Raw genomic sequence first — 26,740 nt, forward strand, 5'->3', positions numbered from 1 at the left:
GTTTGGCGCGAGGGAGCAGATTTGTAGGGCAAAAAGACTTTGTTTGTGGCTGCCGCGGGAGCGGCAGTATAATAGTTTCTATACCACAAACAACGTCTAGCGCATTATTGCGCGTTTTTGTCCTATAAATATGCGACCGGGAGCCAGAGTGCACGGTTTGTTTGTTTATAATGTGTAAGCCTCTGTTTTTCGAGTTCACAAATAATTAAACAGTATACTAATTATTTAAAAAATGATACATTGTGTTATATGGGAAAGTGTATTGTTTTTGTAAACCAGAAGGGTGGTGTCGGCAAAACTACTTCTGCAATCAATATTGGTGCATATATCGCACTCGCAGGTAAAAAGGTTCTTCTTGTTGATTTTGACTCACAGGGAAATATGTCTAGTGGTGTAGGAGTTTCAAAAGACAAGCCTACTATTTATGAGCTTCTTGCCGGTCAGGTAGAAGGTGAAAAGGCTGTTAAGAAAACTCCTGTTGAAAATCTTGATGCAATCAGTGCTTCAATTGACCTTTCGGGTGTTGCAATAGAGCTTGCAGACCAGGAAGACCGCGAATTCTATCTTAAGAATGCGCTTGAACCACTTAAGGCTATTTATGATTATATTCTGATAGACTGTCCACCTTCCCTTGGTATTCTTACACTTAACGGCCTTGCAGCCGCTGATTCAGTACTCGTTCCTATGCAGTGTGAATATTTTGCCCTTGAAGGAATCACACTTCTTTTGCAGACCGTTCAGAAGGTTCAGAAAGGAATTAATCCTGACCTTAAGATCGGTGGTATTTTCTTTACTATGTATGATTCACGTACACGTCTTGCCCAGGATGTTGTAATGCAGGTTAAGTCATATTTCAAGGATGTAGTTTTCAATACAATTATTCCTAGAAATGTACGACTTTCAGAAGCTCCTTCACATGGACTTCCTATCTGTAAATACGATCCTGAGTGTGTAGGTGCCCGCAGTTATGCAAAACTTGCAGAAGAGGTGATTCGCCGTGGCTAAAAATGCATTAGGAAAAGGTCTTGGTGCACTGCTGGGTGAGAATCCTGCAGCGCAGGAAGAAGTTGCCGTTTCTACAGGTGCTGTAACTAACGGAGGACTTCATAACACAACTCTTAAAAGAACAAAACTTCCTGCTGCCATTAAGATGGAAGAAGACGGAAGTATGTGGCTGGATCCTGCACTCCTTAAGCCTAATCCAAAACAGCCTCGAATTGAATTTAATCAGAAACAACTTGATGAACTTTGCGAATCAATAAAATCAAACGGAATCCTTCAGCCAATTATTGTTGAAGATGCCGGAGACGGAAGTTTTTATATTATTGCCGGTGAACGTCGTACACGTGCCGCAAGAATGGCAGGACTTACAAAAGTTCCTGTTCAACTCCGTAAGTTTGATGAACAGCAGAAACTCGAAATGGCACTCATTGAAAATATTCAGCGTGCCGACCTTAATCCAATAGAAGAAGCTACAGCTTATTATAATCTTATTCAGATGGGAGACCTTAATCAGGAAGAAGTTGCAAAGCGTGTAGGTAAAGCCCGTGCAACGGTTGCAAACGCTATCCGCCTTTTGAAGCTACCTGAGGATATTCAGCATGCGCTTGTAAATGGTCAGATTACTTCTGGTCATGCCCGTGCTCTCCTTATGGTAAAGAACGATGCAGATATGCGCGTTATGTTTGCTAAGATTGTAGGAAACGGACTTTCCGTACGCGAAGCAGAAGCTCTCGCCGACACCTATAACGGCGGTGGCCGCGCTGCTGCAAAGAAAGACGATGATAAAAAGGTTCAGAAAAAAGATCCAGATGTTCTTGCCTTTGAGCAGGAGCTCAGAAATATTTTTGGAACCCGTGACGTTTCCCTCAAGGGTGACATCAACAAAGGTTCCATCATAATCGGCTTTGATAATAAAAAGGACTTCGATAGAATCTACGAAGTCCTTATGTCTAAGAAAGCTTAATTTAACCCAAGGAAGGCCTTACAGCACTCATACATCTGGCTGATGTCTTCCTTGCTGGTGATTTCCCATGGTGCGTGCATGCTCAAAACTGCAACGCCGCCGTCCAATACATTCATTCCGTATTTTGCTGCGTGGTAGGCAATTGTTCCGCCGCCACCCTGATCAACTTTTCCAAGTTCTGCCATCTGATAAGTTACGTTAGAGTCATACATAGCGGCACGGACCTTAGCAATGAACTCTGGGTTTGCATCGCTTGCTCCAGACTTACCGCGGCTTCCAGTATATTTCTGGAATGTAACTCCGCCACCGAGCATGCTTGTGTTATCCTTATCAAAAAGATTTGCATTCATAGGATCGTAAGCAGCATTAACATCACTTGAAAGCATATAGCTGTTTTCAAGACAGCGTCTTAAAGTAAGCTCACTGTAAGATGCTTCTGTACGTGCAACAATTTCAGCAGTCATATTTTCAAAAAGATTAGAAGCCATGCCAGTTGCACCAACGCTTCCGATTTCTTCCTTATCTACACAAAGACAGCAGGTAGTTCTTTTTCCTGCATGGATCTCAAGCATAGCGGCAACAGAAGCGTAAGCACATGAACGGTCATCCTGTCCATATCCAAGAATCATAGAACGGTCGAGTCCCATATCGCGGGCTTTTCCGGCTGGAACAATTTCAAGTTCAGCAGATTCAAAATCTTTTTCTTCGATGCCGTACATTTCTTTCAAAAGTGCAAGTACAGTCTTTTTGCTTTTTTCTTTAAGTTCTTTCTTTTCTTCTTTTGTAAGATTGTCAGTGTTGCTTGGAGAAACTGAGCCCATAATTACATCAAGGTCTTCGCCCTTAATAAAGTCACTGGCCTTTTCCTTCATCTGATCCTGAGCAAGGTGTGGCAAAATGTCAGAAATACAGAAAACAGGTTCGTCCTGATTCTCGCCGATTACAACATTTACAGATTTTCCGTCTTTCTTTACAACAACACCGTGAATGGCCAGAGGAATAGTTGTCCACTGATATTTTTTAATACCGCCATAGTAATGAGTGTTCATGTAAGTAATGCAATCTTTCTCGTAGAAAGGATTCTGCTTTGCATCGAGGCGAGGGGAATCAATATGTGCACAGAGAATATTCATTCCTTTTTCAACAGGTTCAAAGCCAATTTCAAAAAGTCCAACGGCTTTGTTCATCTTTGTTATATAAACTTTATCGCCAGGTGTAAGTTTTTTGAATTTTGTAATGTTTTTATAGCCTTTTTTTTCGGCCATTTTGATGATCTGCTCAACGCATTCTCTCTCTGTCTTTCCGTTGTTTAAAAAATTCTTGTAATCAACAATCAATTGTTCATTCATATAAATCTCCTAAATCTTTCCGACAGACTCTCTCTCGATTATTCCGCACTGAACAAAGCTTTGCTGCTGTTCTGAGTCATCCTCATTGTTAATCTGCTTCAAAATAAGTTCAGCAGATTTTCGGCCAATGTCATAGAGAGGAATTTCTACAGTAGTGAGAGCTGGCTTAAGATATCTCGACATAGTACGATTATCATAACCTGCTACAGAAATGTCTTTTCCTGGAACAAGCTTTTTTTCATAAAGATAATCATATACACCGGCAGCCATAAGATCATTAAAGCAGAAAACGGCAGTGTAATCAGAATCTTCAAGAAGCAGCTTTGCATTTTCATATCCGCTTGGAGTATCCCATGCAGCATACTTGATGTCAGAATCTTTAACAGGTAAAGCGTTTTCCTTCATGGCCTTTTTAAAGCCCTCAAGGCGTCGTCCAGTATGTATATTATTTTTAGTTCCTGCAATTACAGCAATTTTTTTGTGTCCGTTTTCAATAAGGTGCTTTGTGAGGTCGTAAGCAGCCTTCATATCATCAAATTCAACAGAAGAAATGCCCTTTTTTTCGGTAAAAGCATAAGAAATAACAAGAGGAACATTCAGATTGTCAGGGATACATGAAATACATCTTGCATGCCCTGCAACGTAGATAATTCCATCTACCTTAATTGACTCAAATTCATCAATTGCCTGCTGAACAGACTCTTCATAACCCTTATTGTGATACCATTTTGTTCCCCATTTTGAATAGAAACGGAGGTTTTCAAGAATAGCCTTGTATTTGTGTTCATCAAAATAGGACATAATGCCATCAATAATGCCGGGTGAACTGAATTCTGTAAGGTCGTCTATGATAATTCCAACCGAATTTGTTTTTGCGGCACGAAGTCCACGAGCCATGTAATTAGGATGATAGCCTGTTTCCTTGATAATTTTTAAAACCCTTTCCTTGGTTTTTTCAGAAACATTTGATTTTCCGTTAAGAATATTTGAAACTGTAGTGATTGAAACGGAACATTTTTCCGCAATTTCTTTTAAGGTAACCATTTGCTACCATTATAGCGTTAAAAGTAGACAACTGTCAAAATGTAGGATAATATATATGATATGAAAAAGAAATTATCAGTCTTATTTTGTTTATTTATCGGCATTTCCCTTTATGCCCAGTCAGCAGATGTAATCACAGAGTTACTGGAATCAAAAGAAGCAACCTTCGGACAAGTTAGTTACCTTGCAGCTGTTCAGACAAATCTGATTGGCGAGCAGGATTCCTATGAGGCTGCAGTAAATGCTTTGTATGAAAAAGGGCTTATCCCTGTTTTAGAAGATCCTGAGGCTCCAATTCCTCTTGTTGATGTAGTTTATATTTATTCCAGACTCTGGCCAATCAATGGCGGCTTAATGTATCGCATTACAAAAGGCTCTCCCCGATATGTTTTTAAACAGTTTCAGGCAGATGGAATTTTGAATTCAAAGCAGGAGCCTGGAGATTTTATTTCCGGTGCAAAAGCTTTAAGTATTTATACATCTTGTGTAAATAAATACAGTGGCTTTGATATGGAAGCTGTTTCAATGGAGAGTGAGTAATATGAAAAAAATTATTCTGACAGTTCTTTTAGCCGTTTCATGTGCTTTTTCATCATTGACAGCACTTTCATGGAGCGGAGTTATTGATAATACTTCAAAATTAAGTCTTGATGACAGTTTTAAGCCTACAGTTTTCAATCAGACAAATGGTATTTATTTGTCGCTTTCTTCAAAGTTAAATGAAGAAGGAACTTTAAGATTTGTAACAGAAGGTTTGTTTAAGGTAAATCCAATTATGGATTTAAACAATAACAAAACGACCTTAAAGTTCATCGCAGATGTTGATTTGCTTAAATTATCTGGTGACTGGGCAGTTGGTTCTGGTAATCTTTCTTTGAGTGCCGGTCGTTTTCAGTTTTCAGATTTTTCTGGTGTAGTTTTTTCACAGGTAAGCGATGGTCTTTATCTTAATTACAAAACTGCAAAAATCAGAACTTCATTCTATGCCGGCTATACAGGACTTTTGAATGCATTGAATGTCTCAATGGTTGATAACCAGCTTGATGCAGATGATAACTTCTATGCACTCTGTCCAAAATATGTTCCGGTGTTAGCTGATTTTTCTTATAAAGGACTTTTTGGTTCAAATACTATCGGACTTCAGGCAGCTTGTTTTATTCCGGTTTCAGATGAAAATACTATGAAAGCATACGGAACTTTTATTCTTAATGGAAATTTTGGAAATGTAGGTTCTTATGATGCCCGCTTTACACTTGGAACAATCAAGTTTGAAGATTTTATGCTTAATGCAAAACTTGATGCAAACTTCTTTGTGAGCTCAACTGCTATGTTAACTGCCGGTGTTGAATATGCTTCTGGAAATCAGGGTAATATAAAAGCATTTGAAACAATAACTTCACGTACTTTTGGTTCTGGTTTATATAGCCCAAAGGGTAATGGAGTAATTATTCCAAAACTTGGCGTTATGTATTCAAACGGAAAGGTTTACGCAAGCCTTACAGAAAGAGGCATTATTGCAATGTCTGAAGATGAAACAAAGTTTGATGGCCTTGATACTTCAGCAACAATTACTTACAAACTGTTCAGCGATGTTTTGCTTGGCTGTGATATTGGTGCTTATAATTGTTTTAATCCAAAAGAGAATACACAATATTACGCAACTATAAAAGCTTCTTTGGCGTTCTAAAAAAATACGGAGGAAGAATATGAGAAAAATTAAGTCTATAATAATAGCTGCAGTTCTTGTTGTTTTTGGAACCAGTGTTTTTGCAGAAGATGCTACTGTAACTTTTGTAAGCGGTAAGGTTGAAGTGCAGCGCGGTGGTAAATGGATTGCTCTTCAGAAGGGGGATAAAGTTGCCAAAGCTGAAACTATAAGTACAGGCTTTCAGTCAGAAGCTAAAATCAAGATTATTGATTCAGTAATGTATCTTGGACCTGTAACTAGAATTACTCTTGAAGAGCTTTCTACTGCAAATCAGACAGACAATGTAAATGTTTATCTTAAAACCGGAACAACCCGTTCTCAGGTAAAACATGTTGATAATAAGCGTGTGAATTACCAGGTTCATACAGCGGTTGCCGTTGCGTCTTGTCGTGGTACAGACTGGATTCTTGACGATTCAAATACCATTAAGGGACTTGGTGGAACTGTAGAGTATAATGATACGGAGAGTGCTTCAAGATCTGTTGGTGGTGTTCTTATTCAGGCTAATCAGACAGCTAAGCTTGATGACAATAATAATGTTACACCAACTGTTTCAAATGTTGTTTCTTCTGCAGAAGAGGTTAACTCAACTGCAGCTACTGCCGGTTCTCTCGAAGGTGAAGGTGGAGCAGGAGCTGGAACAGAAGTTGCTCCTTCAAATGGCGGAAACAACGGTGGTGGAGATACTCCAGAACCAACTGGAACTGTAGTTATCACAATAGAACTTCCGTAATAATTCTTTACTAGATAATTGAGCGTAATAACAGTTAAAAATCTGAATTTTAAGTATCCGCAGAATAATAAGGCGGCCCTTTCCGATGTCTCGTTTGGCATTGAAAAGGGCTCTTATGTTGCTATTGTCGGTTATAATGGCTGCGGTAAAAGTACATTAGCACGTTTACTGTGCGGCTTAGAGGTGCCGGATTCAGGCACAATCTCAATCGAAGAAAATAACAGAATAGGAATAGTTTTTCAGTCACCTAAAAATCAGCTTGTTAGTGGAATTGTTTCAAGAGATACAGCCTTTGGTGCACAGAATCTGGGCTTAAATGCCGGTGAAGTTGAGCTGCGCGTAATTGAATCTCTGAATATTGTGGATATGCTGGACAGAGCTTCTTCGTCTACTTCTGCATTGTCACTGGGGCAGACTCAGAAAATTGCTTTGAGCGGAGTTCTTGCTTTGCGTCCTGAGATTCTGATTCTGGACGAAGCAGTTTCTATGATTGATCCGGAGGCTCGCGTAGAGATTCTGGAATTTTTGCGGTACTGGCATAAATGCGGAAACACAATCATTCAGATTACACACGATATGGAAGTTCTGCAGGATGCAGACAGTGTAATTGGAATTGAAGAAGGCCAGGTTTTCTTTTACGGAACTCAGAAAGCCTTTTTAGAAAATAAGGAAAATGTACGGAGAATCTGTGGTGAGCCGCTGCCGAAAAATGAGCGGAAAACAGAAGATACTGCGATATCTTGCAAGGAACGTGAAGTATCGTTAAAACTCCAGAATGTTACTTACACTCATGAAAATACAATGCACGGTGTTTTTGATGTGAATCTTGAATTTCACTGTGGAACTTTAACGGCTTTGACCGGTGCATCCGGGGCTGGAAAATCTACAATACTCGAGCTTTGTGCCGGACTTTCAATTCCAAAAGAAGGAAAGATTTATTGTTCGAATTCGAAGCGTCCGGTGCTTGCTCAGCAGAATGCTCAGGCAGCGCTTTTTGAGGCTTTTGCGGCAGATGATGTTGCATTTGGACCTCGTAATCAGGGGATGAGCGGTAAGGCGCTGGTTGAAAGGGTAAAGCAGTCTATGGATGAGGCTGCAATTCCGTTTGATCAGTTTGGAGAGCGCAGAACTTTTGAACTTTCTGGTGGAGAACAGAGACGACTTTCCATTGCAGGAATTCTTGCAATGGATTCCGATATTATTCTGTTTGATGAACCGACTGCAGGGCTGGACAGCAGAACCCGGGCAGAAGTTATGGCACTTTTGAGGCGGCTTGCTTCAGAAGGCAAGACTGTGATTTTTAGTACACATAAAAGAGATGAAGCTGATTTTGCGGACCGCGAAATTGTAATAAAAGAGGGGCGGGTAGTAAGCGACAGTATGGATGTGATGGACGGTGAGGGTGGTTGTGAGACAGAACTCCCTCCAATGGAAATCGCTGGAATGATTGCAGGCCTCAAAAATCTTTCTCTGGGGCTTTCGCGTTCGCGCCGAAAAAAATCCGCCCCGGCAGAAAAACTGCCGCCCGCGCTCCGAATCCTCCTGTTTACCGCACTGTTCGTATTCTCGCTGGCAGTTAGACCTTTGTGGCTTTGTGGTACAGCGCTTGGAGTTACCGTATTATATTGTATTTTCTGTGGCTTCAGTCTTCGTAAACTCTTTGTTGCAAGTTTGAAAATTCTGCCGTTTTTATTACTATTCAGTGTCTTCCAGATGATCTTCCATCCTGCCTTACCAGATGAAGTTCGCTTTACAAGCTGGAAATGGTTTATGGTAACTCCATCAAAATTATTGTTCTGCCTTGCAACAATAATGCGAACAGACGCGGCACTTGCCTGTATTTCGGGTTTCTTTGTTTCAACACCTGAATACGATTTAATGGACGGCCTGAATATTCTTCTTACACCGCTCCGCCTCTGCCGCATTCCCGTACGTTACCTGATACTGATAATTGAAATAATCTTCAGATTCATTCCGCTCCTCGTAGACGAGGCGGTATCAATCTTAAAAACGCAGGCAATCCGTGGCGGCCTTGGCACAGTTAAAGGAAAGCTTGCTAAAATAAGGGCCGTACTTCCGTTAATTGTTCCGCTGATTATTCAGTCAATCAAACGTTCCGAAGCACTTGCCGACGCAATCACAATGAGGTGTTTTAAATGACAAAACAGATAAATGGACTTAAAAACGATTTTAAACTCTGTCCGATGTGTGGCAGTAAAAAAATCGAAAATCATGGAAACCGAAAATGGATCTGTCCGGACTGTGGCTTTGATTTGTACTGTAATGTTGCAACTGCCGCAGGTATTGTTATTTACGATAAATACAATAATGTGCTTTTTGAAGTCCGTGCTAAAGAGCCGCGAAAAGGTTATCTGGCCGTGCCGGGCGGCTTTGTAGATTTCGGCGAAAGCGTTGAAGAGGCCGTTATCCGAGAATGCCGCGAGGAAATTGGAGTTACTGTTGAAGGTGCTCAGTTTCTCTGCAGTGCTCCGAATGTTTATGAGTATAAGAATATTGAATATAAAACCTGCGATATATTCTTTACAGCAGCTCTTCCTCCTCAGTTTGATACAATTGAAGATTATATAAAGAGTCTTAAAGCAGAAGAAAGCGAGGTTCAGTCTTTTGCTTCTTATAAGATTTCTTCACTTGAAGATATTGAAAAATTACCGCTGGCGTTTGAAAGTTCCCGCATTACTCTTCAGCGCTGGTTGAGTATGTCGAAACAACAATAAAAACGAATAAGGAAAATTTATGAATCAAAAAATCTTTTTTATAATAGGAATTCCAACCGTACTTATGGCAATTATCAGCATTGGAATGCCTTTTTACTGCCGCAGCATTCTGAATCAGGCTGGTCAGAAACTTTTACCACTTGTACGAAAAAAGCAGATTATTTCACATTGGGTAACTCCAATATTAAGTTATCTTCTTGTTATTTTGCCGTTTTTCATCAACATGGGAAGATTTGGTATGATTATTCCTTACTGTGGAGTAGTGGGACTCTATATAGTTCTTAAAGAATCCTCTTTTGCTCCAGACAGCGGTGTATATGAAAAGCTTTTAATTAACAGTTCAACAATTGTAAAATATGAATCAATAAAAGAACTTCCTGAAGAGCCTCAGGCAAATGTATTGATAATCACAAATAAAAAGAATCAGAAAATTCAGCTGATTTTTGATAATCCTAATGAGGCTCTTGAAGTTTTAAATGTTTTAAAGGAGCAAATGAAGGTTTGATATATTGACAAAGGTCTCTATCTTCTATATATTAAACATACATTTTTTGGTGTGGTACCCAAGCGGTAAGGGACTGGTCTGCAAAACCATCATTGGTAGGTTCGACTCCTATCCACACCTCTTAGCAAAAGAACTTCTTCGGAAGTTCTTTTTTTTATCATCCCGTCGAAGCAAAGCTCCGGGGTGTTTATATATAAATAGGGCTGCCCGATTATTCGGACAGCCCGTTTTTTTAGAGTGTAGGATACTTATCGAAGTATGCCTTTGTTTCTTTAGCAACTAATCCGCTCAGAACAATCAGAGAGATACAGTTAGGAATGGCCATAAGACCGTTTGTGATGTCGGCAATTGTCCATACAGCAGAAATTGTCATGTATGGTCCGATAGCAACCGCAGCAATATAAAGCCAGCGGTAAACCTTTACAACAGCCATATTTCCACCAGTCAGATATTCAAGACACTTTTCTGAGTAATAGTCCCATCCAAGAATTGTTGTGAATGCAAAGAATACGAGACAGAGCATCAGAAGGAACTGAACAGAAATCTTATCACCACCAAGGATTGCTGAGAATGCCTGAGAAGTAAGAGCAGCACCAGTAGCACCGCTGTTCCATACATCACCACCAGCAAGAACGATAGAAAGACCTGTCATTGTACAGATGATAAGAGTATCAATTACAGTACCAGTCATGTTTACCATCCCCTGCTCAACAGGTTCATCAGTCTGAACGGCAGCCGCAGCGATTGGAGCTGATCCAAGACCAGCCTCGTTAGAGAAGATACCGCGGGCAATACCTTTCTGCATAGCCATACGGATGATTGTTCCGGCTGCAGCACCTGCAACAGCGCGAACTCCAGTATCAACACCAAATGCACCCTTGAAAATCAAAGCAAATGCATGTGGAATGTGAGTTGCGTTCATAATAAGAACAGAAACACCAAGGAATACATATATAATAGCCATTACAGGAACTACTTTTTCTGCAACCTTAGAAATTCTCTTAAGACCACCAATTACAACAAGTGCAGTAGCAATAGTAATGATTGCACCACCAATTACAGTAGCCCATGTATAGCTGTTTTCACCAATAGAGAAAGCAATGTGTGCCTTGTCTGCATCAAAAGCATTCTGAATGGCACCACAAATACCGTTTACCTGAGTAAATGTACCAATACCAAAAAGACCTACGAGGGTTCCGAAAATAGCAAACAGAACAGCAAGCCATTTCCAGTTCTTTCCCATACCTTTTTCAATTACATAGAAAGGTCCGCCAAGAACGTGTCCATCTTCTTTTACTTCACGGAATTTAATGGAAAGCATACATTCAGCATACTTTGTTGCAGTTCCAAGAAGAGCAGCAACCCACATCCAGAAGAGAGCACCAGGACCACCGGCAAGAATCGCAGTAGCAACACCAACAATGTTACCAGTTCCGATTGTTGCGGAAAGTGCAGTACAAAGTGCAGAAAAGCCAGAAAGTTCTCCCTTTCCTTCGTTTTCCTTAAAGATACTCTTAAAAGCACGTCCAAGCTTTGTAAACTGAATACCGCGTGTAGCAATTGTCATTACGATACCAGTGACCAGAATAAGGGCAATTGTCGGGATACCCCAGACAATGTCATCGATATTATTTAGTATTTTTTCAAACATAACAATATTTTATATCATTATGATTTTAACGGTCAAGGTCTCGGTTCTTTTGCTGTTGAGGCAAGACTACCTCATTTTTTCTTGTTTTATACTATATTGTAGTTTATAATTTTAACATTGATATTGTGAGAGGTATTATATGAAGAAACGTTTTTTTAGCAGTTTTTTAGCGCTGCTTTTTATTCTGCTGATAACCAGCTGTGCCGGAGCTTATAATGATTACAAAGAAAAAAACACCGGTTCAGTTTCATTAAATGTTGGACAAATAGCACAAAGCGTCCTGCAAGCAAACCGTTCAATAAGCCGTGAGGGAGACGAAAAAGATTTTATTGAACCCTGGCAGTGTATTTCGTCAGCAGTTCTTAAAATTAATGTAGAAACAAAAGGTGATTATAAAACCTCTGAAACAAAAGAACTTTCCTTTAATTATGCAAAGTACATGGGCTTTGTTGAAGATTATTCAAATGAGCCAGTTACATCCGATAAGCCTGTTGAGGAAGAAAATTATTTAGAGACAACTTTCAAAGATGAAGTTATAGAATTGAAAATTCCAGTTGGTAAAACCATTTCAATTGATATGACAGTAGATCAGGAATTAAGCTGGGATGAAAATAAACTTGAGCAGTTTTATAACCAGCTGCTTACTGAAATGGAAAATTCTGGAGCCTCTGAGGAAGAGATAGCAAAATTTACTTTTGAATCATTTAAAGAAAGTCTTGACTTACAGTTTAATGGTGAAATGGGAATCCGTCTCAAAGGTACTTCTGAAGAAATCACAGTCCACGAAGGAGAAAATCCTGTTACAATCACCCTTAAAGAAGTTCCATATAATGGTGGAGAGGAAGTAGAGAGAAAATATTATCTTATTCATTTACAGAGTCAAAATGCTGCAACTCTAACTTACGAGGAGCCAATTTCATTTGAATACATGAGTATTGATGAAGACGGAGCAAGACTTAAGGCAATTTGTTATTACTATGAACCTGTTGGTTATTTCATAAATGAAGAAAAGAGTGATCAGGATTGGAAAGAAGATGATTTTGGCAATCTCTATATGGATATCTATTTTGATTATAATGAAGAAGCCAAAAAGGAAGGTTTGTATCAGACAGTTGGATTAGATAATATAGAGAACAGATATACAATAACTTTATACAGCGCTAAAAATCAAACAGACTCTGGTATCTATATGATAGCTAATTCAGATGGTTTGCAAGTTTCTTACGGAGAATGGAAAGATATATCTGGAACTGATGCAAAAATACCGTCTTTTGAATTTACAGAAAACCTGTATTTAAATGATCTTAATGGTCTTTCTTTTGCAGAGGATAATACCCTTACATATTCAGATATGAGTGATGGTTTCATGTTCAAGAGTGCAAATGGAAAAGAAATTGATTTTGGAAAGTTAGAACCTTTTAATGGGGAAATAACTGAATATTATCAGTATTACAATATTTATTTGCAGGAGCCTGGTGCAGAAACTTCGGTAGTCTATAAAGAGCCTGTTGAATTGCCATATATTGAAGATGCTTATGGTGCTGAATTAAAAGAGTTCGTATACCGTAATTGTAATATATTTGGCTGGTATTATGACAACGAAGGTGAATGGATAACCAATGGAAATCTGATATATAAGGATGTTTATTTTTATTATGATGAAAGTAAAATAATGGAGCTTTCTTATCAGTCAAGGGGAATGACAGATGAAGAAGAATCTTATTTATTGTCTATGTATGCGTTGAAAAATAATTCTGGAGAAGGAATTTATTTCATTGAAAAAATAGACAATGAGAATATTGGCTATTCTTACGGAAAATGGGAATCAACAGCAGCTGGTGCAAGCCCACTTACATCAATAGAATTTACCGAAGAATTGGCTTACAACTTTATAAGTGATTGTATTGGTTTTGCACCAAGTTCTGGCAATCAAAATATACAGGTTTTTAATGGAACTTCTAGTTTTAATTTCGCATCAACAAATGATGTGACAATTAAATTCGAGTCTCTGGTAACAGCTACTCCTGTAAATGGTAGTGGCACAATTAATCCAGTTTTGCCAAATCAGTTTACAATTGCTATTGCTTCCGCAGAAGAAACTTATTATCTGAACAAGGGAACAATCGATTTTAAACTTACTGATGCTGATGGCCAGGAAATTGATGTCTCAAATGTATTTTGGGAATATGAAATCAGCCATGGAAAAACAACAATCCCAGATAATGGTACTTATTATACTTATGAAAATCCTGGCTCACTGGAACTCAAAAATCTTCCAGCCAGCGGTACTTACCAGATCAACGTTTTTGTAACACCAGCTAATCGGGATTATGAAAATTTTGAGATGGCTAATGCTGTGTTTAATGTAACTGTAGATGATAAGCTTTTATTAGAGTTCAATCTTTCATCATGTTATGTAGAAAATGAGTTCACTTCGGATTTCCAGAATCTGGTTGATTCGCATAATGCAAAGATTGTTCTTCAAGGTGAAATTAATGAGGAATACGGAATTTTTCTTGCTAAATTAAAGGCTGCTATATACCATCCAGAAAATCCTGATGATCCAGTATACAATTTATACGATTTAGACTTATCTCAGGTTACAACTACCAATACAGATAATGAAGAGCAAGGATATTTTTCAAACTGTTTAGCATTACACTCTATTATTTTCCCAGAAGATTTTACAACAGTTAATAACTGGTCTTTCAACGACTGTATTAATCTGGAGAAAATAGAATTAGGTACAGCTGTAGCAATAATTGGAACATCTACTTTCTCAGGCTGTACAAATCTTTCTTCTGTTGTAATACCAGAGACAGCTCAGTTAAAAGTGATTGATTCTTCAGCTTTTGAAGGTGATACAGCTTTAACATCACTGACACTTCCAGCTTCAGTTATTGCTCTTGGTGATAAGGCAATTGGTAGAATAGAATCACTTACTTTACTGGATGAAGATGGTACCTGGTGGTATATAGAAGATGATGAACTAAGGAGCGCCTGGATTTCCTGGTGGGAAAATCCAGATGAGGCTAATCCTCCAAATGAAAATGCAGATGGTACTTTAGATGGTATTGATGGAATAGATTCATCTTGGTCACTTGCTGAGAAAATATTATATGCAGTAAATGAAAAGCATTGTTTGTTATTCTGTCAAAAATAGGAGAGTTGAAAATGAAACATATAAATACAATTAAAAGCGCAATATACGTAATTTTAATTTTCTTATTGAGCCTTATGCTTTTTGCCTGTGATAGCAGTCTTAGTGAAGCAAAGAAGGAAAATCGTGATGCCGAAACTGTTGCAGGAATCAAGGTAAGCGGAAAAATTACTCTTGCTGGTGCTGGTCCTGCTAAAAAAGTAAGCCGTTCAGCAACTTTTTCTATGCCAGAAGCTATCACCTGGGTTATTGCAGCAGAAACCGCAGATTATGAAGCAGGTGTTTCTGGTGCTTCTGCTTCAGCTTCTACAACTTTAGAAAGCTTTGAAATTATTTTCCCAACAAGTGGTGACTGGTTAATAAATGTAAAGGGGTATTCTGGACTTTACGGCGACAATGACGGCGATGGGCAGGTAGATATACCGGTTAATCTATCTCCTGCATTTTCTGGAAGTCTGGAAGAAATTTCTATAACAGAAGATGGTCTTGATGAACCTTTAGACATTGATGTTTATACAAATAAAAACTCTGGAATCGGTATTGTAAATCTTGCAATTTCGGATATTTCTGAAGCAATAACAAAGGGAACTGCTGTCTTTACAAGTAGAACAAATGACGATCAGCCAATAACAAATGACTTTAATTTTGATGGTGGAAATACCGCTATTTATGTTACCAACATTCCATCAGGCTGTTACACATTAAATCTGACGTTTGAGGATGACATAGGCAACGTTCTTTACAAGTGTAATGAATCAGTTAACGTATACGAAAGTCTTACAACTGATACATGGTATGGAAATGCACCATATTTGATTGACGGTACATTCGTAATTACTCAGGAACTTATAACTGCTTATGGTGCAGAACCTGTGCCAGATACAGATTATGTCTTGTATACCGCTGTATCTGAAGGTGGAGTTTATACCTACTCTTACTATCGAGTAGATGATGTAACTGAAGATATTTCAGATGTGACAGCTACTGCTGAAACAAAATTGAATTACTGCTTTGATGCCGATGGATATTTTTACACTTTTATTAAGGATATAAATTCTGGATATAAAGTCGTATCAAGCAAATTCATGGATAATTTAGATATTGATACAGCAATAAATGACCTTTCTGGAATAACCATTGATAAAAAAACAAATGTTTTGTATGCATGGTTTTGTAATGGATCTACATACGATATTTATAAATTTCCAAATCTTATTTCAAATGGTAATACAGAATATGAAACAGTTTCTGGCGGAGATTATAGTCATATTAATGAATGGTTTGATCATTCAAACACAAACCTTGTTATTAATGACGGTATAATGTATGCCTTTACAGCTGGGGGACAAGGAAGTGGTTTAATTTATAAAAAGCTGTATGTAGTTGATAGCTCCAAATCTTCTGCAAAGGCAAAAGAAATAACACTCGATTATGAAAGCGCTGGGCTTTCAGATGATGCTATCAGCTCGTTAGAGCTTACAGATGTAATCTACCAGGATGGGGCTCTGTATCTGCTTGCGAAAGAGTCAAATACATTTAAAAGTAGAGGTGCCTTGATAAAATACGATACTTTGACTGGTGACATAGATATTATCGGATTTTCAGATTCGGTTGCAGAGGTTGCTGATTTAGCAAGTGTAAAGCTACAAGCTTACTATTCATATGGAACAACCACTCTGCCACTATATACAGATGAAGAACACTCGGAGTCGTTAGTTATTCCAGCTAATACATCTTTTATAGAAACTGATTATAATCAAGAAGTTGTCATATACGATGAAATGCCTTCATTGTGTACTCCAGCACCTCTTGCTAACTCTCTATCAGAAGATGCATTTTATGGACCTGTAAGATTTATAGCAGTAAAACCTAAAAAACTTGTTATTGCTGATGATGGCATTGCATTTTATACAGATTCAGAAGGAGTCTTAAAGTATAAAAATGTAAACCGTGTTGTTACTGTTGATTTGGATTCTTTCTCTATGGATACAAATAATATCCAGGCTTGCTTTACTAATGAAGTTTCTAATGCAAAAACTGTGTTTAATCCTTCATTAGAAACTTCATACCAAAATGCATTATCAGCTTACATCTCTGATAGTAACATTGCTTATTATGAAGGTAATGATTTGACGGATCCAAGTCGCGGTATCCTCGTTATCCCATGCGGAGACTAAGCTAACACTTTGAAAACTATTCCGCATATTTCAGTCTGCATCCCACTGTATGGCACTGAGCCGCTTTTGGCTCAGTGCCTTCGTTCTGTCTTTCTGCAGGATTTTGATTCTTTTGAAGTTATTGTTTTATCTGATGCAAGCTTGGGAAAAGATGAAAAAGGGCGTAATGGCAGAAAGATCACAAAGCATGTATTAAAAGAGTGCAAAAAAATCAGAAAAGAAAATGGACTTGCAAAAATCTCTGTACGATTTATAGAGCACCGTGAAAATATGGGCTTAGTTGAAGTTCGCCGTTCTCTTATCTTTTATGCCCAGGGTAAATATATTTCATATATCGATAGCGATGATGTGATGGTGCAGGAAGCTCTAAAAACTTTGTACGAAACCGCAGAAAATCAGAGAGCAGATATTGTTCAGGGGCACTCAACGGCCGGTAACTTTGATGCTTCTGGTAATTTTATTCCGGCAGATAAAAATATTTATTCAAATATAACAATAGGTTCTGTTTGCGGTCATGATATTCAAAAGAACTGGCTTACTAATGGAAGTATTGCCGGAGTCTTATGGGCGAAACTTTATAAGAGGGCTTTGCTCGAAAAAGCTTTTGAAAGTATTCCTCACATTGAATGTAATATGGCAGAGGATTTTTTGATTTCTTTTTTTACTACGTTTTATGCAGAAAAATATGTAGGTATTGAAAATCTGGTATATCAATATAGAGCTCAAAGTGGTATGAGCAGTAAGAGGAAAATTGATTCACTTAAGAAAATCCGCATGGTATGTTCAACGGCAAGTGTTTTTGCTGTTATTTCCCAATCTGAAGAATTAAAAACTCTAGATGAAAATGAAGTAAATTGTGTCCGCCGTTATTCATCTTATTATCTAAAAGATAATATTAAACAACTGCAGGATAACGTTATTCCTGAACTCAAAAACACCGCCCGCGAAATTCTCTGCGAATACTGGGGAGAATCGTTTGTGAATAGAATTGAAAAAAATATGGCAGAAAATAACTGACTATAGCGGGTTCGCTTTGTAATAACGGCGGGGGGTTTAGGGGGTGGCCCCCTAGGAGGAAGGGTAGGGCGCAATGAAATGCGCCCGAGGGAGGGGCTCCTCCCTCTTCCTAAAAAATCAAGATTCTGATATATTACATGTATCCCACTATATAAAAGAGGTTAATTATGCCTTATACAGAACCAACAAGTCTTGCGATTGTTGCGTGTCCTGGTGGCGAGGCTTTCGCCAATGAAGTCATAACGCACCTTAAACACATGTACAAACACCGCTTCACCTTGAAGAACGATGTATTGTCTAAGCGTTATGAGCTGACTAAAGAAGAGCTTGTGAACAGAATCAATCTGCAGAATGATTTGCAGACGTCTGATCTGTGCATAAGAGGTGCAACCGATAAGTACCGTCCGCCTGTTTTCAAGGTAAATGCTCGGTTTACTTATTTTGCAAATGGTGAGGTGAAAACTGAACTGCTTGATACTGTCCGTGGAAAAGACGTTTTCATTTTCCAGGATGTTGAGAATCATGAAGTTCTTTCACTTAATGGCGGTGCAAACAAAGTTCGGATGACTGTAAATGATCATCTTGTTTCACTGCTCGTAACTATTGATGCTGTGCGAATTGCCGGTGCTGAGAAAATCACACTTGTAGTTCCTGCGTATCCGTATGCGCGTCAGCATAAGCGTAAGGGTCGTGAAGGTCTTACTGCCAGCCTGCTTGGTCATATTTATGAAATGCAGGGCGTAAACCGAATCATCACTCTCGACCTGCATTCCCGTGAAATTGTAAACGCTTTCTCATCTTGTAATCTTGATAACCTGCATGCAAGCTATCAGATTATCCGTGAGTTGAGCAAGATTGTTGATTTGACTGGTAAAACTGAGGATATGGTTATTGTATCTCCAGATACTGGTGCTATTGACAGAAATAAATTCTATGCTTCTGGACTTAAACTTCCACTTGCTATGATCTATAAAGAGCGCGATTACTCTATTGTAACTCAGGACGCTCATTCTACAAACATTAAGTCTGTTAAGTTACTTGGTGATGTTAAAGGTAAGGTTGCATTCCTTGCTGATGATATGCTGGGTACTGGTGGAACTCTGCTTAAGGCTATGGAGTTCCTTAAGAACGAAGGTGCTACAAAGGTTATTTGTGCAATTTCCCTTCCATTCTTTACAGGCGATGCAATCAAGAACTTTGATGAAGCTTATGAGAAGGGCTTGTTCTACCGCATTATCGGTACTAACGCCGTATATCACGAAGAGCTTCTGAAACGTGAATGGTATATCAGCACTGATGTAAGCGGATTGTTTGCTAACGTAATCACCCGCATTCACTACAATCAGTCGTTGAGCGAACTGCTTGATAATAGAAATATTATTGAGAAGGTGGTAAAGCACGAATAACGTTGTCCTTTGCGTGGACATCGGAACGACCTCGCTTAAGGCGGCGCTTGTAACTGCTGTGGGCGAGGTCGTTTCTTTTTGTTCCGTTCCATTTGAAGAGCCTCATGACAGGTTTGTTGCCTGCTCCTGGTACGACGCATTTTTGCGCGCGGTAGAAGGACTTGCTTGTGGTATGGGCGGAACGGATGCTGCAGGGGCTGTGCGTGTGGCCGGTATTTCTGTTTCCGGCAATGGCCCAACTGTTGTAACTGACTGCGGACTTACTTTCCGCTGGAATGAGGATACGGGCGCGGTGTCGGAGCTTGTGCCGGAATGCGCTCGGACTTCTCTTTTTATTCCAAAAATCCTTTCTGTTAGAAAACAATTTCCAAAGGTCTGGAAAAAATCGAAGAAGCTTTTTTCTGGTCCTGAATATCTTATATATGTTCTTACGGGTAATGCTGTTACGATTCTTCCGGAGGCTCGTTTTGAAAAAGCTTACTGGAATGATGATATGCTTGAAGCCTGTGGAATTAAAAAAAATCTCCTGCCTGGCTTTGTAAAAACTGCATTTAATTGCGGTGTGTTTAAGAGTGAAGATAAACTTGCTTTAGAGTTTACTGAAGATTGTCCGGTTTTTGCCGGTGGCCCTGATTTTGTTGTGGCTCTTATTGGTACGGGAACTTTACAGGCCGGGCGTTTGTGTGACCGCTGTGGCAGTTCGGAAGGTCTTAATTTCTGTACGGACCGTCCTGTTTCGGGTGAAAGTCTTCGTACTTTGCCTTCTGTAATCAGCGGGCTGTGGAATGTTTCTTATCTTATTCCAGATAGCGGGGAGCTTTCTGAAGAGGAACGTCTTAATGCGGTAGAGAAGGGCGTTGGATGTCTGAGATCTGCGGCTGAGACTGCCGGTATCTCTTTTCCTTCTGAGATGTCTGTAACAGGCGGTCAGACTAATGATGAGCTTCTGCTTAAAGATAAGGCTGAACGACTTGGTATGAAGATTCTGCGCCCGGCTGATAATCACTTTGTACACAGTGAACTGCTTGGCGATGCCTGTGCCGGCTGGTTTGGTCTTGGCGTTTATGATTCTCTGCAGAGTGCTGCGGAAAAAATTGTGAGGTTGAAAAGTTATGAAAATCTATAAAATTCCGAGTGACCTCAAAGCCTTTATTTTTGATATTGATTCAACTTTATATACAAATTCTGTTTATGCCTTTGAACAGGTGGACTGTCAGGTTCGTCAGTTTGCAAAGGAGAGGGGAATTACTGCGGATGAGGCACGCCGTATGGTTGCTGATTACCGCAAAAAGTTTGCAGCAGAGCATAATGGCAGTAAGGTTAGCCTTGGAAATACTCTGCTTGCTTTTGGTGTGCCTATTGAACAGAGTGTGCAGTGGCGGCGGGAACTTCTAGAGCCATCGGATTTTCTTGGCCGCGACGAAAAGCTTATTGAAACTCTGAAAATCCTTCAGTCAAAATATAAACTTATCTGTGTTACAAATAATCCTGTGCTTCCTGCCCGAAAAACTCTGGAAGCTATTGGTGTTTCTGAATTCTTCCCGGAAATTGTCGGTCTTGATACCTGCTTCAAATCAAAACCTGCTGTTGAGCCGTTCCAGACTGCAGTTGAGCGTCTTGGAGACGGAATTCGTGCAGAAAACTGCCTTGCTGTAGGTGACCGATATGATATGGACATCGCTTTACCCATTGAAATGGGCATGGGGGGAATTTTGATAAGTGGTGTAGAAGAAGTATACCAAATTTTAAAAAGTGTGTTATAATATTATTAATGAAAACGCGACCGTTCATTTCAAATATTGAATTGACCAATGATGGTAAATTATCTCTATTTTTTATTGGAACTGGCAATGCCTTTACTAAAACGTCTTTTCAAACCAATCTTCTGCTTGTAAAAGGTAAGGAGCATCTTCTTATTGACTGTGGAACTTTATGTTCTTATGCTTTTGAAAATCTTTACAACGGAAAAATCACAGATATCAGGAATCTTTTGCTTACACATCCCCATGCAGATCATATTGGTGGTGTTGAAGAAATGGCTCTTGCCGGTAAATACATTACAAAGCAGAAAATAAATCTTATTATAAATGATGAGTTTAAAAAGCTTCTGTGGAATCAATCTCTTCGTGGCGGTATTCAGTACAGCGAAGAAGGGAAAATGACTTTTGAAGATTATTTTAATCAGCTTAAGCCAAAACAGATTCTGAAGAAGCCTTTTGAAATGTATGAAATTGACGCTTTTGGAATGAATCTTAAACTATTCAGAACCCGTCATGTTTGTACAAAAAGAGATTCACTTAAGAATTCTCAGATTTCCTATGGACTGATTATTGATGATAAGGTATTATTTACTGCCGACACTCAATATAATCCAACTCAGTTGAAATTTTTGCTGGATAAATATAAGAATATCGAAGTTATTTTCCATGACTGTGATATAAAAGGTTTTTCTCGAGGCGTTCATGCCGCTTATGATGAACTGAATCTTTTACCGGCTGAGATTCGGGCTAAGACTTATCTGTGTCACTATTCTGAAGCAGTAAATACAATTGATGCTTTGGTTGATGGTTTTGCAGGTTTAGCTAAGCACTGGGTTTATTATGATTTTGATTAGGTAATGATTTTGCTATTGTAATACCTAACCAAAATGTAGTGCGTTCGAATAAAATTAATAAGGTCCTGTAGCTCACTTGGATAGAGCGGTTGCCTCCTAAGCAACAGGTAGTGCGTTCGAATCGCATCAGGATCATAAAAAATTCTAAAAACGATGGGGAGTTCTTATGAAAAAGTTGCTGGTGGCTTCTTCTAATCAAGAAGTGTTGGGTGTTGTTAAGAATGCCTGTCTGAATTATTCTGATTATTTTGAGCCTATCTTCTGTCCGGATACAGAAGAAGCCATGAGCTTTGTTGATTATGAACTCCCGGAAATCAAAATTCTTGATTTTACATCAACTGATATAGACTGTGATAAAATTTTAAAAGCAATCAGTTCTGACCCTTGGCTTCATAATGGTGGAATTATTGCTGTTGCAACAAATCCTTCTGAAGCGCAGAAAATTGAAGATCTTAAGGATCCTAACATTCTGATTGTTCAGACTCTTTATACTTTCAAACAGAATTTCAGCGGACTTTTGCGAAGTCTTATCCGTAATCAGCAGTTCCTCTTTAATCGTGGTATGCAGGATCGTATTGGAACAGAAGAGAAGGGATTTTTTGTCTGTGATAATAATCCGATGGATATCCGTCTGTATACCGGCTTCCTTGTAAATTATCTGTATTGTACAAACCGTATTGATGATAATGGACGCTTTGCCCTTCAGTCTACTCTCATGGAACTGCTTACAAATGCGCTTGAGCACGGTAACTGTGGAATCTCTTATGAAGAAAAATCTGAATGGCTGAATAACGGCGGTATCATTCTTGATTTGATAGATCAGAAACTTCGTATGCCTGAGTATGCTGAACGTAAGATTCATATCGAGTATGAAATCGGAAAAGAAAAATCTACCTTTGTTGTAAAAGATGATGGTGATGGTTTTGACTGGAGATCAAGACTGAGTGATTCTGCTCCTGGCGTTGAAGAAGCACATGGACGTGGTATTGCCCTTTCAAAATCTCTTGTTTCTGATTTGCGTTATAACGATAAGGGAAATGAAGTTACTTTTGATATTCAGAATATCAGAAATGTTTCAAATACAGTTCCTGGAATCATGATGCCGTTTAATGCAATTGAATATAAAAAGCACGATATCATCTGCCGTCAGAATGAGCCTTCTAATGATTTGTACTTTATTGTTTCTGGACGCTACGGAGTATATGCAAACCGCAAACTGATTTCGGTTCTTACTCCAAACGATATGTTTATTGGTGAAATGGCATTCCTTTTGAATGACCGCCGTTCTGCAACAATCATGGCGGCTGAAGATGGAAAGCTGATTCGCATTCCAAAGACTATGTTCTTAAATTTAATAAGGAAGAATCCGCATTACGGACTCTTCCTTTCAAAGCTGCTTGCACAGCGAGTAATCCGACAGAACCGAAGAACACTTCAGCTGTCTGCCGAGATTGCACAGCTGAAGGCTCAGAAGTCTTAGAATAATCCGCTGATTACTCCATTATCATCCACATCAATATCCAGTGCGGCAGGTGCCTTTGGAAGGCCTGGCATTGTCATGATGTCGCCGGCGAGTGCTACTACAAAGCCTGCTCCAGCATACAACTGAACGTCGCGAACCGGGAATGTGTAGCCGCTTGGAGCTCCAATGAGTTTTGGATCGTGGCTGATAGAGTTCTGAGTTTTAGCAACGCATACTGGAAGTTTTCCATAACCTGCGTCTTCAAAAGCCTTAAGCTTTTTAAGTGCTGCAGAGTCAAACTCAACGTCATCTGCACGGTAAATCTCTTTAGCAAGTTTTCTGATTTTGTCAGCAAGTGGAAGATCTAGTTCGTAAAGAGGATGGTAATCAGCTTTACCGCTGTCTGCAAGTTCTGCAACAGCTTTAGCGAGATCTTTGGCACCTTCTCCGCCTTTTCCCCAGCCTTCTGTAAGAATTGCCTGAGAACCAACATTGCGGCAAAGTTTTTCGATAAGAGCAATTTCTTCGTCTGAGTCTGTAATAAACTTATTGATTGCAACTACAGATGGGAGTCCGAACTTTGCAATGTTTTCTATATGAGTCTTAAGGTTAGCAAAACCTTTTTCAAGTGCTGCTGTGTCTGGCTTACTGAGATCTGCCTTGGCAACTCCACCGTGCATCTTAAGTGCGCGGATTGTCGCAACAATTACAACTGCGCTTGGCTTGAGGCCTGCGGCGCGGCACTTGATGTCGAGGAACTTTTCTGCTCCAAGGTCTGCTGCAAAGCCTGCTTCAGTTACAACATAGTCTCCTGTTGCAAGGGCACACAAAGTTGCGTTAACACTGTTACAGCCGTGAGCGATATTTGCAAATGGTCCGCCGTGTACAAAGGCAGGATTCTTTTCCAGAGTCTGTACAAGGTTTGGTTTGATTACATCTTTAAGAAGGGCAGCAATTGCGCCTGTGCACTTAAGCTGACCAAAAGTAATGTTTTCGCGGGCATAGTTCTGGCCGATTACGATACGGTCAATGCGTTCCTTAAGTTCGCTGATTGTACGGCTCAAACATACAATTGCCATAATTTCTGAAGCAACTGCGATTGAGAAGTGATCCTCGCGAGGAACTCCCTGAAGGCGTCCGCCGAGTCCGATTGTGATGTTGCGGAGGGCACGGTCATTCAAGTCTACACAGCGCTTCCATGAAATTGTGCGTGGATCAATTCCAAGTTCATTGCCCTGCTGTAAGTGGTTATCAATAAGGGCTGCAATCAGGTTATTTGCAATTGAGATTGCGTGAATGTCACCTGTAAAGTGCAGGTTGATGTCTTCCATTGGAACAATCTGTGCGTATCCGCCGCCACAGGCACCGCCTTTTACACCAAAACAAGGTCCAAGACTAGGCTCACGAAGAGCGACAACAGTTTTCTTTCCGATTTTATTAAGTCCGTCTGCAAGTCCAATTGAAACGGTGGACTTTCCTTCACCAGCCGGAGTAGGGGTAACAGCAGTAACAAGAATCAGTTTTCCAGGCTTTGAAGCAGCCTTTTCCTGCAAGGCACGAAGTTCATCAAAAGTAATTTTAGCCTTATAAGGCCCATAATTTTCGAGCTTGTCTGCTGTAATTCCGATTTTTGCAGCAACATCTGCAACCGGAATCATTTTGTTTTTCTGAGCGATTTCAATATCTGTCATAAAACGTCCTTTGGGTATTTTTCAGTTCACATTTTATATGATTAGAGGGGTTTTAACAAGTAAGGGGAAAATCTGATAACTAAGGAGAAAATTTGCACTTCAAATATTTGAAAATACAGGAATCTCCCCTTATAATAAAATAAGAGGAGAAAAAAATGGATGAAAAACTAATGGAAAAAGTTAAGGTGAAGGCAATGAGTTCTCTGCTTCATCGTAATGTGCTTGGCGGACTTGGTATGCTGCTTCCTGTAATCAGTATTATTGGCGGGCTGTTTGTAAAAAATAAACCGGAGTCCTGGTGGTATTCTATCAGCGTAACTTATTATATTACGCCGGCGCTGCCGATTATTCTGGGGGCCTGTGCTATTTTTCTTTTATGCTATAGATCTTATGAGAAAATTGATACGATTATAAATGTTCTTTCGGGAATTTTTGCATTTGGAGTAGTTTTATTTCCTTGTGCTAATCCATATGGAATTGAATCGGTTGGTTTCTTTCAGATTCCTGTTGGAGTTTCTGATATAATTCATTCAATCTGTGCAATGCTGCTTTTTGCTCTGCTGGCTTATAATATTGGCTGGCTTTTTACACGTGGAACTAATGAAAGAAACAATAAAATCTACAGAATCTGTTCTTACGCAATGATTATGATTATGGCTATTTTCTTTATCATCATAATTGCAGGCTTGTTTGGACTTAATTATCCAAAGTGGCTGACAATGGTTGTAGAGGCTGTACTGCTGCTTTTGTTTGGTTTTGCGTGGCTGGTAAAAGGTCAGTTATTCAACTTTTCCAAGTCGTCGTCGTAAAGTTCTTTATATTCACCGGGCTTAAGTTCCGGATCAAGTTCGAGCCTTCCCATAGAGATTCTCTTGAGGAAGGCTATTTTATTTCCAACGGCAATAAACATTCGCTTTACCTGATGGTATTTGCCCTCGTAAATTGTGAGGTGAGCGGTGCTGGCGTCAATCCATTTGATTTGAGCTGGTTCTGTGGTGAACGGCGGGTCATTGTCGTCCGGTCCAACTTCTATGCCTTCTGCGAACTGTGCGGTGATTTCTTGCTGATGGTCGGGAGTCTCAGGATGTTCAAGGCAGCACAGATATGTTTTATTGATGTGGTTCTTTGGGGATATGAGACGGTGAGTCAGCTCTCCATCAGTTGTAAAAAGCAGAAGGCCTTCTGTATCCATATCAAGACGGCCTACAAGATGAAGTTTGTCCTGTAAATAAGGAGTTCTGAAACTGTCATCAAGCAGATCAAAAACAGTCTGGTGTTCACCGTCTTTATTTGAAGAAACTACGTGCTGAGGCTTATTCATCATCAGATATACATGCTGGTGAAGATTTACTTTTTCGCCGTCTACGCTGATTGTGTCAGTGTCCGGATCTATCTGAGTGGCAGGATCATAAGTACGGCTGCCATTCACAAGGACTTCATACTTGCGGAGAATCTTTCTGATATCTTTTCGCGAGCCAAAGCCCTCGTGAGCCAGCAGCTTGTCTAAACGTTCTTTTGCCAT

At 39.5% G+C, this 26,740-nt stretch carries 22 protein-coding genes and 2 tRNA genes; 19 read left to right on the forward strand and 5 right to left on the reverse strand.

Going from position 1 to position 26,740, the window contains the following annotated elements:
• Window positions 1–249 precede the first annotated feature (249 nt).
• Together AABJ44_RS03240 and AABJ44_RS03245 are read left to right on the forward strand one after the other, a co-directional pair.
• Window positions 250–1,005 (forward strand): ParA family protein, encoded by a 756-nt coding sequence (locus AABJ44_RS03240; protein ID WP_074641004.1) that lies wholly within the window; start codon window positions 250–252, stop codon window positions 1,003–1,005.
• On the forward strand, window positions 998–1,966 hold the full coding sequence (locus AABJ44_RS03245; protein WP_338370428.1) for a ParB/RepB/Spo0J family partition protein: 969 nt from the start codon (window positions 998–1,000) through the stop codon (window positions 1,964–1,966). The genes AABJ44_RS03240 and AABJ44_RS03245 overlap by 8 nt, the downstream gene beginning before the upstream one ends.
• On the opposite strand, the gene AABJ44_RS03250 is transcribed toward AABJ44_RS03245, so the two are convergent.
• Together AABJ44_RS03250 and AABJ44_RS03255 are read right to left on the reverse strand one after the other, a co-directional pair.
• The gene (locus AABJ44_RS03250; protein WP_074641001.1) at window positions 1,963–3,315 is read right to left on the reverse strand and encodes an aminopeptidase; all 1,353 of its coding nucleotides are present in this window, start codon (window positions 3,313–3,315) and stop codon (window positions 1,963–1,965) included. The genes AABJ44_RS03245 and AABJ44_RS03250 overlap by 4 nt on opposite strands.
• Window positions 3,316–3,324: 9 nt before the next feature.
• Complete coding sequence (locus AABJ44_RS03255) at window positions 3,325–4,359, reverse strand: LacI family DNA-binding transcriptional regulator (protein WP_074640999.1); 1,035 nt, start codon at window positions 4,357–4,359, stop codon at window positions 3,325–3,327.
• A gap of 60 nt (window positions 4,360–4,419) precedes the next feature.
• Between AABJ44_RS03255 and AABJ44_RS03260 the strand changes: the two genes are divergently transcribed.
• The 7 genes from AABJ44_RS03260 to AABJ44_RS03290 all read left to right on the forward strand — a co-directional run bounded on the left by AABJ44_RS03260 (window position 4,420) and on the right by AABJ44_RS03290 (window position 10,160).
• Window positions 4,420–4,899 (forward strand): hypothetical protein, encoded by a 480-nt coding sequence (locus tag AABJ44_RS03260; RefSeq protein WP_338370429.1) that lies wholly within the window; start codon window positions 4,420–4,422, stop codon window positions 4,897–4,899.
• A gap of 1 nt (window position 4,900) precedes the next feature.
• The gene (locus AABJ44_RS03265; RefSeq protein ID WP_338370430.1) at window positions 4,901–6,046 is read left to right on the forward strand and encodes a hypothetical protein; all 1,146 of its coding nucleotides are present in this window, start codon (window positions 4,901–4,903) and stop codon (window positions 6,044–6,046) included.
• A 19-nt stretch (window positions 6,047–6,065) separates the two neighbouring features.
• Window positions 6,066–6,800, forward strand: a complete 735-nt coding sequence (locus AABJ44_RS03270; protein ID WP_338370431.1) for a FecR family protein — start codon at window positions 6,066–6,068, stop codon at window positions 6,798–6,800.
• A gap of 18 nt (window positions 6,801–6,818) precedes the next feature.
• A complete protein-coding gene (locus AABJ44_RS03275; RefSeq protein ID WP_338370432.1) occupies window positions 6,819–8,960 on the forward strand; it encodes an energy-coupling factor transporter ATPase in 2,142 nt (713 codons plus the stop codon).
• Complete coding sequence (locus AABJ44_RS03280) at window positions 8,957–9,535, forward strand: NUDIX hydrolase (RefSeq protein ID WP_338370434.1); 579 nt, start codon at window positions 8,957–8,959, stop codon at window positions 9,533–9,535. The genes AABJ44_RS03275 and AABJ44_RS03280 overlap by 4 nt, the downstream gene beginning before the upstream one ends.
• 19 nt (window positions 9,536–9,554) lie before the next feature.
• Window positions 9,555–10,040, forward strand: a complete 486-nt coding sequence (locus AABJ44_RS03285) for a hypothetical protein (protein WP_338370435.1) — start codon at window positions 9,555–9,557, stop codon at window positions 10,038–10,040.
• Between the two features lie 48 nt (window positions 10,041–10,088).
• A tRNA-Cys gene (locus AABJ44_RS03290) sits at window positions 10,089–10,160 on the forward strand.
• Between the two features lie 112 nt (window positions 10,161–10,272).
• On the opposite strand, the gene AABJ44_RS03295 is transcribed toward AABJ44_RS03290, so the two are convergent.
• Window positions 10,273–11,691: an alanine/glycine:cation symporter family protein gene (locus tag AABJ44_RS03295; protein ID WP_338370436.1), complete on the reverse strand. Its 1,419-nt coding sequence runs from the start codon at window positions 11,689–11,691 to the stop codon at window positions 10,273–10,275.
• A 139-nt stretch (window positions 11,692–11,830) separates the two neighbouring features.
• On the opposite strand from AABJ44_RS03295, the gene AABJ44_RS03300 reads away from it, so the two are divergent.
• The 9 genes from AABJ44_RS03300 to AABJ44_RS03340 all read left to right on the forward strand — a co-directional run bounded on the left by AABJ44_RS03300 (window position 11,831) and on the right by AABJ44_RS03340 (window position 23,545).
• Window positions 11,831–14,854 (forward strand): leucine-rich repeat domain-containing protein, encoded by a 3,024-nt coding sequence (locus AABJ44_RS03300; protein WP_338370438.1) that lies wholly within the window; start codon window positions 11,831–11,833, stop codon window positions 14,852–14,854.
• Window positions 14,855–14,865: 11 nt separating this feature from the next.
• Window positions 14,866–17,028: a hypothetical protein gene (locus AABJ44_RS03305; protein WP_338370439.1), complete on the forward strand. Its 2,163-nt coding sequence runs from the start codon at window positions 14,866–14,868 to the stop codon at window positions 17,026–17,028.
• A gap of 9 nt (window positions 17,029–17,037) precedes the next feature.
• The gene (locus AABJ44_RS03310; protein ID WP_338370441.1) at window positions 17,038–18,045 is read left to right on the forward strand and encodes a glycosyltransferase family 2 protein; all 1,008 of its coding nucleotides are present in this window, start codon (window positions 17,038–17,040) and stop codon (window positions 18,043–18,045) included.
• Window positions 18,046–18,212: 167 nt separating this feature from the next.
• A complete protein-coding gene (gene prs / locus AABJ44_RS03315) occupies window positions 18,213–19,451 on the forward strand; it encodes a ribose-phosphate diphosphokinase (RefSeq protein WP_338370443.1) in 1,239 nt (412 codons plus the stop codon).
• Between the two features lie 13 nt (window positions 19,452–19,464).
• A complete protein-coding gene (locus tag AABJ44_RS03320) occupies window positions 19,465–20,577 on the forward strand; it encodes an FGGY family carbohydrate kinase (RefSeq protein WP_338370444.1) in 1,113 nt (370 codons plus the stop codon).
• Entirely contained in the window at window positions 20,564–21,214 is a 651-nt protein-coding gene (locus tag AABJ44_RS03325) for an HAD family hydrolase (RefSeq protein ID WP_338370445.1), read from the forward strand. The genes AABJ44_RS03320 and AABJ44_RS03325 overlap by 14 nt, the downstream gene beginning before the upstream one ends.
• Window positions 21,215–21,222: 8 nt before the next feature.
• The gene (locus AABJ44_RS03330) at window positions 21,223–22,065 is read left to right on the forward strand and encodes an MBL fold metallo-hydrolase (RefSeq protein WP_074640964.1); all 843 of its coding nucleotides are present in this window, start codon (window positions 21,223–21,225) and stop codon (window positions 22,063–22,065) included.
• 61 nt (window positions 22,066–22,126) lie between these two features.
• Window positions 22,127–22,200, forward strand: a tRNA-Arg gene (locus AABJ44_RS03335).
• A 31-nt stretch (window positions 22,201–22,231) separates the two neighbouring features.
• Window positions 22,232–23,545 carry a cyclic nucleotide-binding domain-containing protein gene (locus AABJ44_RS03340; protein ID WP_338370446.1) on the forward strand — a complete coding sequence of 438 codons (1,314 nt, stop codon included), beginning with the start codon at window positions 22,232–22,234 and terminating at the stop codon, window positions 23,543–23,545.
• Here AABJ44_RS03340 and AABJ44_RS03345 read toward each other — a convergent pair.
• On the reverse strand, window positions 23,542–25,218 hold the full coding sequence (locus tag AABJ44_RS03345) for a formate--tetrahydrofolate ligase (protein WP_338370448.1): 1,677 nt from the start codon (window positions 25,216–25,218) through the stop codon (window positions 23,542–23,544). The genes AABJ44_RS03340 and AABJ44_RS03345 overlap by 4 nt on opposite strands.
• A 155-nt stretch (window positions 25,219–25,373) precedes the next feature.
• On the opposite strand from AABJ44_RS03345, the gene AABJ44_RS03350 reads away from it, so the two are divergent.
• Window positions 25,374–26,027, forward strand: a complete 654-nt coding sequence (locus AABJ44_RS03350; protein WP_338370449.1) for a hypothetical protein — start codon at window positions 25,374–25,376, stop codon at window positions 26,025–26,027.
• Here the strand turns inward: AABJ44_RS03350 and AABJ44_RS03355 are convergent.
• The gene (locus AABJ44_RS03355) at window positions 25,994–26,740 is read right to left on the reverse strand and encodes a pseudouridine synthase (protein ID WP_338370451.1); all 747 of its coding nucleotides are present in this window, start codon (window positions 26,738–26,740) and stop codon (window positions 25,994–25,996) included. The genes AABJ44_RS03350 and AABJ44_RS03355 overlap by 34 nt on opposite strands.

It is taken from the genome of Treponema bryantii, from assembly GCF_036492245.1.
Lineage (GTDB): Bacteria > Spirochaetota > Spirochaetia > Treponematales > Treponemataceae > Treponema_D > Treponema_D bryantii_C.